General features: G+C 73.4%; 13 protein-coding genes. 12 read left to right on the top strand and 1 reads right to left on the bottom strand.

The annotated features are described in order from the left end of the window. Positions 1-59 precede the first annotated feature (59 nt). The 12 genes from E5083_RS15070 (at position 60) to E5083_RS15015 (ending at position 13,526) form a co-directional block, all read left to right on the top strand. Complete coding sequence (locus E5083_RS15070) at positions 60-1,205, top strand: ROK family glucokinase (protein WP_135786198.1); 1,146 nt, start codon at positions 60-62, stop codon at positions 1,203-1,205. Further along, entirely contained in the window at positions 1,202-1,783 is a 582-nt protein-coding gene (locus E5083_RS15065) for a sugar kinase (RefSeq protein WP_135786197.1), read from the top strand. The genes E5083_RS15070 and E5083_RS15065 overlap by 4 nt, the downstream gene beginning before the upstream one ends. An 81-nt stretch (positions 1,784-1,864) precedes the next feature. Beyond that, positions 1,865-4,693 carry a DEAD/DEAH box helicase gene (locus E5083_RS15060; protein WP_135786196.1) on the top strand — a complete coding sequence of 943 codons (2,829 nt, stop codon included), beginning with the start codon at positions 1,865-1,867 and terminating at the stop codon, positions 4,691-4,693. Continuing rightward, positions 4,690-6,726 carry an SWIM zinc finger family protein gene (locus tag E5083_RS15055; RefSeq protein WP_135786195.1) on the top strand — a complete coding sequence of 679 codons (2,037 nt, stop codon included), beginning with the start codon at positions 4,690-4,692 and terminating at the stop codon, positions 6,724-6,726. Before E5083_RS15060 ends, E5083_RS15055 begins: the two co-directional genes overlap by 4 nt. A gap of 128 nt (positions 6,727-6,854) precedes the next feature. Then, positions 6,855-8,198, top strand: coding sequence for a bifunctional 3-oxoadipate enol-lactonase/4-carboxymuconolactone decarboxylase PcaDC (gene pcaDC / locus E5083_RS15050; RefSeq protein WP_135786194.1), 1,344 nt, complete (start codon positions 6,855-6,857; stop codon positions 8,196-8,198). Between the two features lie 65 nt (positions 8,199-8,263). After that, positions 8,264-8,899, top strand: a complete 636-nt coding sequence (locus E5083_RS15045; RefSeq protein ID WP_135786193.1) for an MBL fold metallo-hydrolase — start codon at positions 8,264-8,266, stop codon at positions 8,897-8,899. Between the two features lie 64 nt (positions 8,900-8,963). After that, entirely contained in the window at positions 8,964-9,743 is a 780-nt protein-coding gene (locus E5083_RS15040) for an exodeoxyribonuclease III (RefSeq protein ID WP_135786192.1), read from the top strand. Positions 9,744-9,759: 16 nt separating this feature from the next. Next, positions 9,760-10,179 carry a DUF6278 family protein gene (locus tag E5083_RS15035; RefSeq protein ID WP_135786191.1) on the top strand — a complete coding sequence of 140 codons (420 nt, stop codon included), beginning with the start codon at positions 9,760-9,762 and terminating at the stop codon, positions 10,177-10,179. 135 nt (positions 10,180-10,314) lie between these two features. Beyond that, positions 10,315-11,058 carry an amino acid ABC transporter ATP-binding protein gene (locus E5083_RS15030; RefSeq protein WP_031182551.1) on the top strand — a complete coding sequence of 248 codons (744 nt, stop codon included), beginning with the start codon at positions 10,315-10,317 and terminating at the stop codon, positions 11,056-11,058. A gap of 16 nt (positions 11,059-11,074) precedes the next feature. After that, on the top strand, positions 11,075-12,001 hold the full coding sequence (locus E5083_RS15025) for a glutamate ABC transporter substrate-binding protein (protein WP_135786190.1): 927 nt from the start codon (positions 11,075-11,077) through the stop codon (positions 11,999-12,001). A gap of 11 nt (positions 12,002-12,012) precedes the next feature. After that, entirely contained in the window at positions 12,013-12,657 is a 645-nt protein-coding gene (locus E5083_RS15020; RefSeq protein ID WP_135786189.1) for an amino acid ABC transporter permease, read from the top strand. Then, complete coding sequence (locus tag E5083_RS15015) at positions 12,654-13,526, top strand: amino acid ABC transporter permease (RefSeq protein WP_135786188.1); 873 nt, start codon at positions 12,654-12,656, stop codon at positions 13,524-13,526. Before E5083_RS15020 ends, E5083_RS15015 begins: the two co-directional genes overlap by 4 nt. A 59-nt stretch (positions 13,527-13,585) precedes the next feature. Here E5083_RS15015 and E5083_RS15010 read toward each other — a convergent pair whose 3' ends face one another. Next, entirely contained in the window at positions 13,586-15,142 is a 1,557-nt protein-coding gene (locus E5083_RS15010; RefSeq protein ID WP_135786187.1) for an alpha/beta fold hydrolase, read from the bottom strand. Between the last annotated feature and the right edge of the window lie 5 nt (positions 15,143-15,147).

Here is a 15,147-nt window from a genome sequence, read left to right as displayed (position 1 = left end):
CGCGGCTCCGCCCCCGACAGCGCCGCGCCCGGCGTGAGCGTGAGGCACAATCGAGCCCGATGAGCACCTACCGCGACCTCGCCGCCCCCATCGGCTCCCGCCGCGCCCCCGTCCTGCGCACGGTGGGCACCCGGGAACGCCGCTCCCACCTGACCGCGCCCCGCGTGCCCACGGTGGGCATCGACATCGGCGGCACCAAGGTCATGGCGGGCGTCGTGGACGCCGACGGCAACATCCTGGAGAAGCTCCGCGCGGAGACCCCGGACAAGTCCAAGAGCCCCCAGGTCGTCGAGGACACCATCGCCGAGCTGGTGCTCGACCTCTCCGACCGGCACGACGTGCACGCGGTGGGCATCGGCGCGGCCGGCTGGGTCGACGCCGACCGCAACCGCGTGCTGTTCGCCCCCCACCTGTCCTGGCGCAACGAGCCGCTGCGCGACCGCCTCGCCGCCCGGCTGTCCGTGCCCGTCCTGGTGGACAACGACGCCAACACCGCGGCCTGGGCCGAGTGGCGCTTCGGCGCCGGGCGCGGCGAGGACCACCTCGTGATGATCACCCTCGGCACCGGCATCGGGGGCGCCATCCTGGAGGACGGCCAGGTCAAGCGGGGCAAGTTCGGCGTCGCGGGCGAGTTCGGCCATATGCAGGTCGTGCCCGGCGGACACCGGTGCCCGTGCGGCAACCGCGGCTGCTGGGAGCAGTACAGCTCCGGCAACGCCCTGGTCCGCGAGGCGCGGGAGCTGGCCGCCGCCGACTCCCCGGTCGCCTACGGGATCATCGAGCACGTCAAGGGCAGCATCGGCGACATCACCGGCCCGATGATCACCGAGCTGGCCCGCGAGGGCGACGCCATGTGCATCGAGCTGCTCCAGGACATCGGGCAGTGGCTCGGCGTCGGCATCGCCAACCTCGCCGCCGCCCTCGACCCGTCCTGCTTCGTCATCGGCGGCGGGGTCAGCGCGGCCGACGACCTGCTCATCGGCCCCGCGCGGGACGCCTTCAAGCGCCATCTCACCGGCCGCGGCTACCGGCCCGAGGCCCGCATCACCCGCGCCCAGCTCGGCCCCGAGGCCGGCATGGTCGGCGCCGCGGACCTGGCCCGGCTGGTCGCCCGCCGCTTCCGCCGCGCCAAGCGCCGCCGCGTGGAGCGCTTCGAACGCTACGAGCGGTACACCCAGGGCCGCCGGGACGTGGACTCCGCATGACCACCTCGCTTCCGCACCAGGCGGCCGCCCCGCCCGCGCCGCACCCGGCGGGGGAGGACCCGCGGCACCGCGTCAAGCGCCGCGCCCTCACCCTGCTGATCATCGTGCTGCTCATCGGCGTACCGGCCGGCTACCTGGTGATCTCCGCCAACCAGAGCCGGGACAGCGGCAAGGACAAGGAAGCGAAGTACTCGGCCACCGGCCTCACCCCCGGCTGGCCCTCCAAGGTGCAGCGCCGCCTCTACCAGGTACCCGTACCGCACCCCGCCGACCGGCTCGCCTACTACGAGACCAACAACTGGAAGACCAGCCGCCTGTACGTGCAGTTCCGCACCAACGGCGCGGGCCTGGACAGCTTCCTCGGCACCCTCGGCATCCGCCGCGACCAGCTTGAGCAGGGCGCCGTCACCATCGGCGCCCGCGACCGCCAGATCTCCGGCTGGAACCTCACCGGCCCCGGCCCCTGGTCCGGCTACACCCACAAGCAGAAGAACCCGGCCCCCACCCAGGACGTGGTCGTGAACATGTCCGACCCGGTCTATCCGACGGTGTACGTGGTCAGCCGCACGGTGCCCTGACCTGGGCGTGCAGCCCATTGTCAGACCCCGCCCGTACAGTCGGACACGGCTCATCCGACAGGGAGGGAGGTGACAGGACACATGAGTGACGGCACGGCCACGGCGACAGCCCGCGCGCGGACCGAGGACACGGTCCCGGCACGCCTCGCCTGCGTGTTCCTGCCCGCGCCCCTCCCGCGCGAGGCCCGCGTCGCCTTCTGGGACCCCGACGGCGAGCCCCTCCTGGACGCCACCGACGAGCTGACCGTCGTACGGCCGCACGGCACGGGCGTACGGCGCCGTCAGGTGCCCGCGCTCACCCTGCCCCTCGCCGACGCCCTGCCCCTGCTGGTCCGGGCCCGGCACGATCCGGCCGCCCACCCGGCCACCGCCTGCTGGGGGGCCGCCGCGCTGCACGCGCTGCGCCTGACCGCGCGGGGGCGCCTGCTCCCCGGTCTCACCCCGACCGGCCACGACGCCTGGCGAGCCGGGCCGCTGGAGCCCGACGACATCGCGCACCTGCGCGCGGTGGCCGCCGCTATGCCGCCCGAGGGCCACGCCGTGCCGCTGCCCGGCCCCGGACCGCTGACCCTGCCCGAGCCCGAGGCCCTGGTCCGCGCCTTCCTGGACGCCGTCGCGGACACCCTGCCCCGCACCCCCGCCGCCCCGCACGCCGGCGGACGCCCCTTCGCCGCCCGCGAGCCCCAGCCGCTGCCCGGCGCCCAGGACTGGGCGGCCGAGGTCGCCGCGGGTATGGACGCGGGCGTACGTGTCTCGCTGCGGCTGGACCTGTCCGGGTACAGCGTCTTCGACACCAGTGACGACCAGCGGGCGCGGGCGGCCGGTGCCGCCGTCGTGCAGGTGCACAGCCTGGCCGATCCCACCCTGGTGGCCGACGCGGCGGCCGTCTGGGCCGGGGACGCGGACGCCTTCGGACCCCGCGCGCACGTGGACGCCGCTCTCGCCGTCCGGCGCGCCGCGCGCGTGTGGGCGCCGCTGGACCGCCTCGCCGAGCAGGACGTGCCCGACGTGCTCGCCCTGTCCGAGGAGGAGGTCACCGACCTGCTCGGCGTCGCCGCGAGCCGGCTCGCCGCCGCCGGGGTCGCCGTGCACTGGCCCCGCGACCTCGCGAGCGACCTCGCCGCCACCGCCGAGGTCCGCACCGCCCCGGGCTCCGCGACCGACGGCACCGGCTTCTTCGAGAGCGAGGAGCTGCTCAGTTTCCGCTGGCAACTGGCGCTCGGCGGCGACCCGCTCACCGAGGCCGAGATGGACGCCCTCGCCGAGGCCCACCGCCCGGTCGTCCGGCTCCGCGACCGCTGGGTCCTGGTCGACCCCGCCCTGGTCCGCAAGGCCCGCAAGCGCGAACTGGGCCTGCTCGACCCCGTCGACGCGCTCGCCGTCGCCCTCACCGGCACCGCCGAGGTCGACGGCGAGACCGTGGAGGCCGTCCCGACCGGCGCCCTCGCGGCCCTGCGCGACCGGCTCACCGCAGGGCTCGCCCCCGCCGAGCCGCCCGCCGGGCTCGACGCGACCCTGCGCGACTACCAGTTGCGCGGGCTGGCCTGGCTCGACCTGATGACCTCCCTCGGCCTCGGCGGCTGCCTGGCCGACGACATGGGCCTCGGCAAGACGATCACCCTCATCGCCCTGCACCTCAAGCGCGCCCGCACCGAGCCGACCCTCGTGGTCTGCCCCGCCTCCCTGCTGGGCAACTGGCAGCGCGAGATCAACCGCTTCGCGCCCGGTGTCGCCGTCCGCCGCTTCCACGGCGCCGACCGCACCCTCGACGGCCTCACCGGCGGCTTCGTCCTCACCACCTACGGCACCATGCGCTCCGCCGCCGCCCAGCTCGCCGAGCACCAGTGGGGCATGGTCGTCGCGGACGAGGCCCAGCATGTGAAGAACCCGTACTCCGCCACCGCGAAGGCGCTGCGCACGATCCGGACCCCCGCGCGCGTGGCGCTCACCGGCACCCCGGTGGAGAACAACCTCTCCGAGCTGTGGGCCCTGCTCGACTGGACCACGCCCGGCCTGCTCGGCCCCCTGAAGTCCTTCCGCGCCCGGCACGCGCGTGCCGTGGAGAACGGCGAGGACGCCGAGGCGGTGGAGCGGCTGGCAAGGCTCGTCCGGCCGTTCATGCTGCGCCGCAAGAAGTCCGACCCCGGCATCGTGCCCGAACTCCCGCCCAAGACCGAGACCGACCACCCGGTCCCGCTCAGCCGCGAACAGGCCGCGCTGTACGAGGCCGTGGTGCGCGAGTCGATGATGGCCATCGAGGACGCGAACGGCATCGCCCGCCGGGGCCTGGTCCTCAAGCTGCTCGGCGCCCTCAAGCAGATCTGCGACCATCCGGCGCTCTACCTCAAGGAGGAGCCCGCCCACCCCGACCGGCTCTCCGCCCGCTCCGGCAAGCTCGCTCTGCTGGACGAGCTGCTGGACACCGTGCTCGCCGAAGACGGCTCGGTCCTGGTCTTCACCCAGTACGTCGGCATGGCCCGGCTCATCACCGCCCACCTGGCCGACCGCGCGATCCCGGTCGACCTGCTGCACGGCGGTACCCCGGTGCCCGAGCGGGAGCGGATGGTGGACCGGTTCCAGTCCGGGGAGATCCCGGTGCTGGTGCTCTCCCTCAAGGCGGCGGGCACCGGGCTGAACCTCACCCGCGCGGGACACGTCGTGCACTTCGACCGCTGGTGGAACCCCGCCGTGGAAGAACAGGCCACCGACCGCGCGTACCGCATCGGGCAGACCCAGCCCGTCCAGGTCCACCGCCTCGTCACCGAGGGCACGGTCGAGGACCGCATCGCCGAGATGCTCACCGCCAAGCGTGCCCTGGCCGATGCCATCCTCGGCTCCGGCGAGGCGGCCCTCACCGAGCTGACCGACCGCGAACTGACCGACCTCGTGTCCCTGCGGAGGCCGGAATGAGTGCCGAGGAGCGGAACCCGGCGGAGGAGGCCCGCGAGGCGCTGCGCGCGGCTCGGGCGGGGGGCTTCGGTGCGGCTGAGCCCGACGCGGCCCGGGATGCCGCCGAGGCGGAATCGGTGGAGAGGGATGCCGCGTCGGCGGGGGTGCGGGAGGAGGAGCAGCGCCCCGGTGACGCCGCTCGGGCCGCGCTGGGGGGACGGCCGAGCGAGGAAGTTGAGGTGCCGGAGCCCGGGGGCCGGCCCGGCCCGACGGCTGCCGAGCCCGGCGCCCGGCCCGGTGAGGTGGCCCGGGCCGCGCTGCGGGCCGCTGTGGCGGCTCGGCGTGACGGGGAGGCGGCCTCGGCCCCGGCCCCGGCCCCGGCCTCGGCATCGGAGGAAGCTGATGCCGACCCCGACGAGCCGGCCGCGCCCGCAGCCCCCCAGCCGACCCCGACCAGCCCCCGCCCCGGCGACGCGGCCCGCGAAGCACTCCGCGCCGCCCGCCGGGAGGCCGACCGGGGCGAGCGCCGCCCCCGCAAGACCACCCCGCGCCCCGCACCCGCCGCCGCCACCGAAGGCCGCTCCCCCCACGCCCAAGTAGCCCGCGACATGCGGAACTTCCTCAGCACCGCCTTCCGCATGCCCGACCTGGCCGACGACCCCGAGGCCGAAGAAGCCCAGCCGCGCACCGACACCCCGGAACCCCCCACCGAGCACACCCCGACCCCACCCGCGCCCCGCACCACCCCGACCCGCACCCCCGACCACCCCGCGCCGCCCCACCACCCCTCCTCCATGGCCACCCCCCACCGGGACAGCGAACTCCGCCGCACCTTCCCCCCGTTCGCCCCCCGCCCCGAACCGCAGGACTTCGCCACCACCTGGTGGGGACAGGCATGGGTCGATGCCCTGGAGCACACCGCGCTGGACGCCAACCGGCTGGCCCGAGGGCGCGGTTACGCGGACGCGGGCAACGTCGACGCGATCACGGTGACACCGGGACTGGTGCTGGCGTACGTGCGGGGGAGCCGCCCGCGCCCGTACCGCGTGCAGTTGCGGCTCCGGACGCTGAGCGAGGAGGACTGGGAGCGTCTTCTGGAGGCGGCGGTGGACAGCCCGGCCGACATCGCCGCGCTGCTCGACAAGGAGCTGCCGCACACCCTGGCCGACCGGGGCGTGCCCCTGCTGCCCGGTGCCGGCGACCTGATCCCGCAGTGCAGTTGCCCCGACTCCGGCCGCCCCTGCAAGCACGCGGCCGCGCTCTGCTACCAGACGGCCCGGCTGCTGGACGCCGACCCGTTCGTGCTGCTCCTGCTGCGGGGCCGGGGCGAGCGGGAGCTGCTGGACACGCTGTCCCGGCGCAGCGCGGCGAGCGCGGCCCGTGCCGCACGCGAGCGGGGCCCGGCCGCGCTGCCCGGCGTACGCGCGTCGGAGGCGCTGGCCGGACGCCCGCTGCCCCCGCTCCCGGCCCCGCTGCCCGCGCCCGCGCACCCCGAGGCGCCCCCGGCGTACCCGGCGGCGCCCGGCGGACCCGACCCGTTCGCGCTGGACCAGTTGGCCACCGACGCCGCCGCCCGCGCGCACGCGCTGCTCACCACCGGACGGGACCCGGTGGGCGGGCTGACGCTGTGGCAGGACGCGGTACGCCTCGCCGCCGCCCGCCCCGGCTCCGGCCTGACCGCCGCCACCCGCACCCTGTACGCCACCCTGGCCACCGCCGTGGACCGCACCCCCGCCGAACTGGCCCGCGCGGTCGCCGCCTGGCGGCAGGGCGGCCTCGCGGGGCTGACCGTGCTGGAGGAGCCCTGGGACCCGCCCGCGGGCCGCTTCGACCGGGCCCGCCCGCTGCTGCTCGCCGCCGACCTGCCCGCCTTCCGCCCCTGGCGCAACCACCTCACCCACCCGGCGGGCCACGCCCAACTCCGCCTGGGCCAGGACGGGTTGTGGTACGCGTACGAGTCGGAGCCCGGCCACGACGACTGGTGGCCGCGCGGCGCGCCCGGCCTGGACCCGGTCTCCGCCCTCACCACCCTGGACATACCGGACTCGCTCTGAGCGCAGTACACCCGCCGTACGCCCGCCGTGAAGACCGTGTGAGAGTTCGCCGCGCTTTCCGGGGAGCCCCCCGCCACGCACCGGGCCCCCCGGCCCGGCGAGGGCGTCCGGGCGGTTAGCGTGGTGCGGTGAGTGAGAAGAAGACCCCCACCCTTCAGTACCGGTTCGACGGCCCGGAAGACGCCCCCGTGCTCATCCTGGGGCCCTCCCTGGGCACGACCTGGCACATGTTCGACCGCCAGGTGCCGGAACTGGTCAAGCAGTGGCGGGTCCTGCGCTTCGATCTGCCGGGCCACGGCGGCGCTCCCGCCCACCCGGCCGGTTCGGTCGCGGAGCTGGCCACGCGCCTGCTGGCCACCCTGGACAGCCTCGGCGTGCAGCGCTTCGGCTACGCGGGCTGCGCGCTGGGCGGCGCCGTCGGCATCGAGCTGGCCCTGCGCCACCCCGAGCGGCTCGCCTCGCTCGCGCTGGTCGCCGCCTCGCCCCGGTTCGGCACGCCGGACGAGTTCCGTCAGCGTGGCGTGATCGTACGCACGAACGGGCTCGACCCGATCGCGCGAAGCGCGCCCGACCGCTGGTTCACCGGGGGCTTCGCCGCCGCGCAGCCCGCGATCACCGAGTGGGCGGTGCAGATGGTCCGCACCACCGACCCCGGCTGCTACATCGCCGCCTGCGAGGCGCTCGCCGCCTTCGACGTACGCCCGGAACTGGGCCGTATCGGCGTGCCCACGCTGGTGCTGGTCGGCTCCGAGGACCAGGTCACCGGCCCCGCCGAGGCCCGCACGCTGGTCGCCGGCATCCACGACGCCCGCCTCGCGGTCGTACCCGGCGCCTCCCACCTGGTGCCGGTCGAGCAGCCCGCCGCCGTCACCGACCTGCTGGTCCGGCACTTCTCCACCGCCTGGCAGCAGCCCTTCGACACCGGCCAGACCGCCCTCCCGGCCGCCGCCGCGCCCGTCACGGCCCCGGCCGCCCCCGCGCCGGTCGCCATGCCCACCCCGGCCCCCGTGCCCGCCCCCGCCGCGCCCCCGCGCACCGCCCCGGTCGCCGAGATCGCGGCCGCCGCCGAGCCGCCCCAGCCGGTCGCCCCGCCGGACCGGTACGAGACCGGCCTCAAGATCCGCCGCGAGGTACTGGGCGACGCGCACGTCGAGGGCGTGCTCGCGCGGGCCGACGAATTCTCCGGCGACTTCGAGGAACTCGTCACCCGCTACGCCTGGGGCGAGGTCTGGGACCGGCCGGCCCTGGACCGCAGGTCCCGCAGCTGCGTCACGCTCACCGCGCTGGTCGCGGGCGGGCACCTGGAGGACCTGGCCGTCCACACCCGCGCCGCGCTCCGCAACGGCCTCACCCCGCAGGAGATCAAGGAGGTGCTGCTCCAGGCCGCCGTCTACTGCGGTGTCCCGGCGGCGAACAGCGCCTTCCGGGTGGCCCAGCAGGTCATCCGCGAGGAGACCACGCCCGCCGAGTGAGGCCCCCGGCCGCCCGAGGCGGCACGATGGAGACGGAAGCGGCCCGACGACCAGGACGGGAAGTCATGAAGCTCATCAAGAAGTCCCACTCCTGCGTCCGCCTGGAGAAGGACGGCCGGACGCTCGTCATCGACCCCGGCAACTTCAGCGAGCCGGACGCGGCGGTCGGCGCGGACGTCGTCCTCGTCACCCACGAGCACCCGGACCACTTCGACGAGGGCAGGCTGCGCACCGCGCTGGAGGCGAACCCGGAGGCCGAGATCTGGACCCTGAGGTCGGTCGCGGACCAGCTCACGGCCGCCTTCCCCGGCCGGGTGCACACCGTCGGCCACGGCGACACCTTCACCGCCGCCGGCTTCGACGTCCAGGTCCACGGCGAGCTGCACGCCGTGATCCACCCGGACATCCCGCGCATCACCAACGTCGGCTACCTGATCGACGGCGGCAAAGTCTTCCACCCCGGCGACGCCCTCACCGTCCCCGACCAGCCCGTGGAGACCCTGATGCTCCCGGTGATGGCACCGTGGAACAAGATCTCCGAGGTGATCGAGTACGTCCGCGAGGTCGGGCCCCGCCGCGCCTACGACGTCCACGACGCCCTCCTCACCGACCTGGCCCGCCCGATCTACGACCGCCAGATCGGCGGCCTGGCCGACGCCGAGCACCTGCGCCTGGCACCGGGGGCCTCGGCCGAGCTGTGACGCCCGAGCTGCGCTGCCCGAGCTGTGAGCCCGGTTGTCACACCCGGCGGGTAGGTTGTGGAACATGCGCATCGCCACCTGGAACGTGAACTCGATCACCGCCCGTCTCCCGAGGCTGCTGGCCTGGCTGGAGAGCAGCGGCACCGACGTGCTCTGCCTCCAGGAGGCCAAGGTCGCCGAGGCGCAGTTCCCGGTCGAGGCCCTGCGCGAGCTGGGCTACGAGTCGGCGGTCCACGCCACCGGCCGGTGGAACGGCGTGGCGGTGCTCTCCCGCGTCGGCCTCGCGGACGTGGTCAAGGGCCTGCCCGGCGACCCGGGCTACGAGGGCGCCCAGGAGCCCCGCGCCGTCTCGGCCACCTGCGGCCCGGTCCGCGTCTGGTCGGTGTACGTGCCCAACGGCCGCGAGGTCGACCACCCGCACTACGCGTACAAGCTCCAGTGGCTGGACGCCCTGAAGACGGCCGTCGCCGGGGACGCGGCGGGCGGCCGCCCCTTCGCCGTCCTCGGTGACTACAACATCGCCCCGGCCGACGACGACGTGTACGACCGCGCCGCCTTCGAGGGCGCCACCCACGTCACCCCCGCCGAGCGCGCCGCCCTGGCCGCGCTGCGCGAGACCGGCCTGAGCGACGTGGTGCCCCGCCCGCTGAAGTACGACCACCCCTTCACGTACTGGGACTACCGCCAGCTGTGCTTCCCCAAGAACCGCGGCATGCGCATCGACCTGGTGTACGGCAACGGCCCGTTCGCCGGCGCGGTCAAGGACGCCTACGTCGACCGCGAGGAGCGCAAGGGCAAGGGCGCGTCCGATCACGCGCCGGTGGTGGTCGACCTCGACGTCTGATGCGACGCTGGGGCCCATGAACATCCCGTTCCTGGGCCACCGGCGCGGCAAGAGCGGTGACGCGGCGCTCCCGGCCGACCCCGAGGCAATCGCCGCCCTGCTCTCCGAGTGCGAACTGCTGCGCTCCCAGGCGGACCGGGCGGGCGTACGCCTGGACGACACCCCGGCCTCCCTGGAGGCCTTGGACCAGCTCGTCCCGCGCTGGCGCGACGACGCCGAGACGCTGCCCTGGCTGGGCAACGACGCCGGGCTCTACCTCGGCACCGTGGTCGTGCGCACCGTACCCGGCGCCGTCTGGCGCATCAGACGCGACGGAGAACCGGTTCTGCGGCTCGTCTCCGGCCGGGAGTTCGAGGTCACCGAGCCGGGCCGCCAATGGGCCACCAGCGGCCTTCCCGAGCTGTCCCAGCTCTACGCGGAGATCGCCGAACCCTGACCCCCGTGCGTCCCGGCGCCGCACAAATGGGGCTTAAATACGGCTAATGCCCCGGGGTGCGTGTCGTCCGCCCGGTCCGGCATGGTCTGGATAGTTTCGGCCACTACGACTCGGCGAGAGTGAGTAGGGCTGCGGATGGCCGTCGATCCGTTGATCGAACTGCGTGACGTCAACAAACACTTCGGGGAGCTGCATGTCCTGCAGGACATCGACCTGACCGTCGGCAAGGGGGAGGTGGTCGTGGTCATCGGCCCCTCCGGGTCGGGGAAGTCGACGCTGTGCCGGGCCATCAACCGGCTGGAGACCATCGAGTCCGGCACCATCACGCTCGACGGGCAGCCGCTCCCCGAGGAGGGGCGGGCGCTGGCCCGGCTGCGGGCCGAAGTGGGCATGGTCTTCCAGTCGTTCAACCTCTTCGCCCACAAGACGGTGCTGGAGAACGTCTCCCTCGCGCAGACCAAGGTGCGCGGCCGCAAGAAGGCCGACGCCGACCGCCGCTCCCGTGAACTCCTCGACCGGGTCGGCCTTTCCGCCCACGCCGACAAATACCCCGCCCAGCTCTCCGGCGGCCAGCAGCAGCGTGTGGCCATCGCCCGCGCCCTCGCCATGGACCCCAAGGCGCTGCTCTTCGACGAGCCCACCTCCGCGCTCGACCCCGAGATGATCAACGAGGTGCTGGAGGTCATGCAGCAGCTCGCCCGCGAGGGCATGACCATGATCGTCGTCACCCATGAGATGGGCTTCGCCCGCTCCGCCGCCAACCGCGTCGTCTTCATGGCCGACGGCCGGATCGTCGAGGACCGCAGCCCCGAGGAGTTCTTCACCGCCCCGCGCAGCGAGCGGGCCAAGGACTTCCTCTCCAAGATCCTCAAGCACTGACCGGGGAGTGCGACCCATGTCCCGCCACACCCGCGCGCCCCGCGCCATCGCCCTGCTCGCCACCCTGCTGGCCTCGCTCGCCCCGCTGGCCGCCTGCGGCAAGGACGGCAGCCCGCCCGTCAAGGGCCCCGCCCCCGACCAGCTCCCGCACTACGCGGTGGACCGGAACTTCAGCCTGCCCGGCTCCCCGACCTGGGTACGCGCCAAGAAGCGCGGCCATTTCGTCGTCGGCGCCAAGGAGGACCAGCCCTACCTCGGCGAGAAGGACCCGGCGACCGGCCGTTACTCCGGCTTCGACATCGAGATCGCCAAGATGCTCTCCGCCTCCCTCGGCTTCCCCGGCGACAGTGTCCGGTTCCGCACCATCGCCTCCGCCAACCGCGAGACCGCCCTGCAGAACGGCCAGATCGACTACTACGTCGGCACCTACACCATCAACGCCAACCGCAAGAAGCTGGTGGGCTTCGCGGGCCCGTACTACATGGCCGGCCAGTCCCTGCTGGTGCGCAAGGACACCGACGACATCCACGGGCCCGAGGACCTCGCCGGCAAGCGTGTCTGCTCGGCGGCCGGTTCGACCCCGTACCAGCGCATCAAGGACGACTACCCGAAGGCCGTCCTGGTGGCCTATGACACGTACTCGGTCTGCGTCGACAACCTGCTCACCTATCAGGTCGACGCGGTCACCACCGACGACGCCATCCTGATCGGCTACGCGGCCAAGGCCCCCGACGAACTCAAGGTCGTCGGCAAGCCGTTCTCGAAGGAGCCGTACGGCATCGGAGTCCCGCTGGGCGACAACGCCCTGCGCTTCGCCCTGGACACCGCCCTCGCCGCCCGTGAGAAGAACGGCGACTGGAAGAGGGCGTACGACGCCACGCTCGGCCTGTCCGGTGTGCCCGCGCCGAAGCCGCCGCCCATCGACCGCTACCCGGCGAGCTGACCGAGGACGCCATGAACGTACTGACAGACAACTTCGCCCTGTACGGCGAGGGATTCCTCGGCACGGTCGAACTGACCGTCTACGCCTCGCTGCTGGCCCTCGCGCTCGGCTTCCTGATGGCGTCCTTCCGGGTCGCGCCGGTGGCCTCGCTCAGGGTCTTCGGCACGGTGTGGGTGACCGTGCTGCGCAACACCCCGCTCACCCTGCTGTTCTTCGCGGTGCTGCTCGGACTGCCCCGGTTCGGACTCGTCCTGCCCTTCCAGGCGTTCGCCGTCCTCGCGCTGGGCTGCTACACCTCCGCGTTCATCTGCGAGGCGCTGCGCTCCGGCATCAACACCGTGCCCAGGGGCCAGGGGGAGGCGGCCCGCAGCCTCGGCATGACCTTCTCGCAGACGCTGAGCGTGATCGTGCTCCCGCAGGCGTTCCGCTCGGTGATCCCGCCCGTCGGCTCCACCCTGATCGCGCTGGCCAAGAACTCCGCCATCGCCGGCGCCTTCAGCGTCACCGAACTGCTGGGCACCTACAAGACGTTGAGCGAGCTGGGCTACAACATCATCTGGACCTTCGTCTGGATCGCGGTCGGCTATCTGATCATCACGCTCGCCATCAGCGCCCTGTTCAACCTGCTGGAACGCACGTGGGGAGTGGCCCGATGACGACCGAGACCACCGCGCTCTACGACGTCCCGGGCCCCACCACCCGGCGGCGGCACGCGCTGTACGCGGTGCTGTCCACCGCCGTGCTGCTGGGCCTGGTCGCCTGGGTGCTCTATCTGCTCTTCTCCACCGGTCAGTTCACCGCCACCAAGTGGATGCCCTTCGAGTACAAGGGCATCCAGGAACTGCTGCTGCGCGGCCTCGGCAACACCCTCAAGGCGTTCGCCATGGCCGCCGTGCTCTCCCTCGCCCTCGGCGGGGTGCTCGCCGCCGGACGCCTCTCCGACCACGCGCCGGTGCGCTGGCTGGCCACGCTCGTGGTGGAGTTCTTCCGCGCGATGCCCGTGCTGGTGATGATCTTCTTCATCTTCGTGGCGCTCAAGGTGCAGCCGCTGCCCGCCCTCGTCGCCGGACTGACCCTCTACAACGGCTCGGTGCTCGCCGAGGTCTTCCGCTCCGGCGTCAACGCGGTCGAACGCGGCCAGCGTGAGGCCGCGTTCGCTCTCGGCATGAGAAAAACCCAGGTCATGTCCTACGTGCTCGTACCGCAGGCGGTACGCGCCATGTTGCCAGCGATCATCAGCCAGTTGGTGGTCGCGCTGAAGGACACCTCGCTGGGCTTCCTCATCACCTACGAGGAGTTCCTCCACGCCGGGAAGCTCATCGCCTCGAACCTCGACTACGATTTGCCGTTCATCCCCGTAGTGATGGTGATCTCGCCGATCTACATCGGGATGTGCATGCTGCTCTCGTGGTTCGCCGTCTGGGTGTCCCGCCGGGAGCAGCGCAGTCCCAAGACCGAGGCCGTGGCTGTCGCCGCGCCCGGCCCTGGGGCGCCGCTGCCGGGTGGGGAGCCACCCACGGCTTAAGAAGCCGTGACGAAGGCGGCGGTTCACACGGGCCATGCTCGTCCGGCGGCGGCCGGAGATCACTGCTCGCGCAGGGGGACCGACACGTACGACGGGTCGTTCTCCGGCGAGGAGAAGGTCAGCCGCGCGCCGGACGGGTTGTGCTCGAGGTAGAGCGGATCGACCGTGTCGGCCACCAGGGCCAGCCGGTGCCCGGCCGGGACGTCGTAGGCCGTGGAGAACAGGTCCAGGTCCACCCCGAACGGCTGCCCCGGCGTACGGCCGTGCCAGGTCAGGGGCGCGTGGGTGACCAGCTTGCCGATGCCGAGCGGGCCCACGTCGTACAGGTAGGCCACGAAGGTGCCGCTCTCGGCGGTCGGGGTGAGCGTGGTGTGCAGCCGGGCGGTGCCCCGCACCCGCTGGGGCGCCGTGTACCGCTCCGACTGCCAGACGGCCGCCCAGCGGCGCGGCAGCAGCGGTATGGAGGCCATGGGGGGCAGCTTGGTGACCTGGTCCATGAGGCCCGAGAGCAGGACGATCCCGCCGTCCGCGCCGGAGTCGACGTTGGTGTGGATGGTGGTGCTGCCCGCCAGCGCGATCTTGCGGTCGGTGGCGGCGACCGACTTCCAGTCCGGGTAGCCCTCGTAGCCGCCCCCACTGCGGGACTCCAACTGGACGGGCTGCTCGCGGTCGACGCCGTTGTCCACGCCCCTGAGGTAGTGGTCGAACCAGCGGCCGGTGTCCTTCCACACGTCGTTGGGCAGCCCGAACAGGCCGGTCAGCTCGGGGGTCGCGTGGTCGCCGGGGCGCAGTTGGAGGCGCTTGGGGCCGGTCAGCTTCTCGTAGAAGCCCGCGTACTGGTTGACGGGGAAGACCGAGTCGCTCCAGGCGTTGGCGAGCATCACGGCGGGCTTGCTGGCGTTCAGCCGGTCCAGGTACGTCACGGCGGAGCGGCGCTCGCCCCAGTCGATGAGGTTCTGCTCCTGGGAGAGGTCGGAGGCGTAGAAGCGGTCGAAGATCTGCCGCAGCTCGGGGCTGCGCCGGCCGGTGACCGCGCCCGCGCCGTCCAGCAGGGCGGCCGCCTGGACGTGCTGGGTGCGGCCGGAGTAGATCGACCCGATCAGGTCGGCCCAGCCGCTGAGCGCCGCCACGGCCCTGATGCGCTTGTCGTGGGCGGCGGCCAGCAGGCTGATGCCGGCGCCGTAGGAGACGCCCGCCATGCCGATGCGGGCGGAGTCGGCGGGGGTGTTGGCCAGCGCCCAGTCGATGACCTTGGAGGCGTCCGCCAGGTCGGGCGCCCCGGCCACCTCGATCTCGCCGCCGGACTGCCAGAAGCCGCGCACGTTGTAGGAGAGGACCACATAACCGGAGTCGGCGAGCTTCTGCGCCTGGGCGAGGTACTCGGCCTGCGGGAAGCCCCAGCTCGTGGGCAGCACCAGCAGGGGATGGCTGCCGGAGCCCGCCGGGGTGACGACGTTCGCCTTCAGTACGGTGCCCCCGTCACCGGGAATGTCGACGAACCGTACGGCGGGGGCCGCCTGGGCCGAGGGCGCCAGCCCGACGACCGCGCCGGCGACCAGCGTCGCCGATACGGTGCCGACGGCGCAGGTGCGCAGGGGGTTACGAGCGGGGGCCATGGTCA

Source organism: Streptomyces bauhiniae, assembly GCF_004784475.1.
Classification (GTDB): Bacteria; Actinomycetota; Actinomycetes; order Streptomycetales; family Streptomycetaceae; genus Streptomyces; species Streptomyces seoulensis.
The sequence above is the reverse complement of the archived record's forward strand: the minus strand, read 5'-3'. Positions and strand labels throughout refer to the sequence as shown.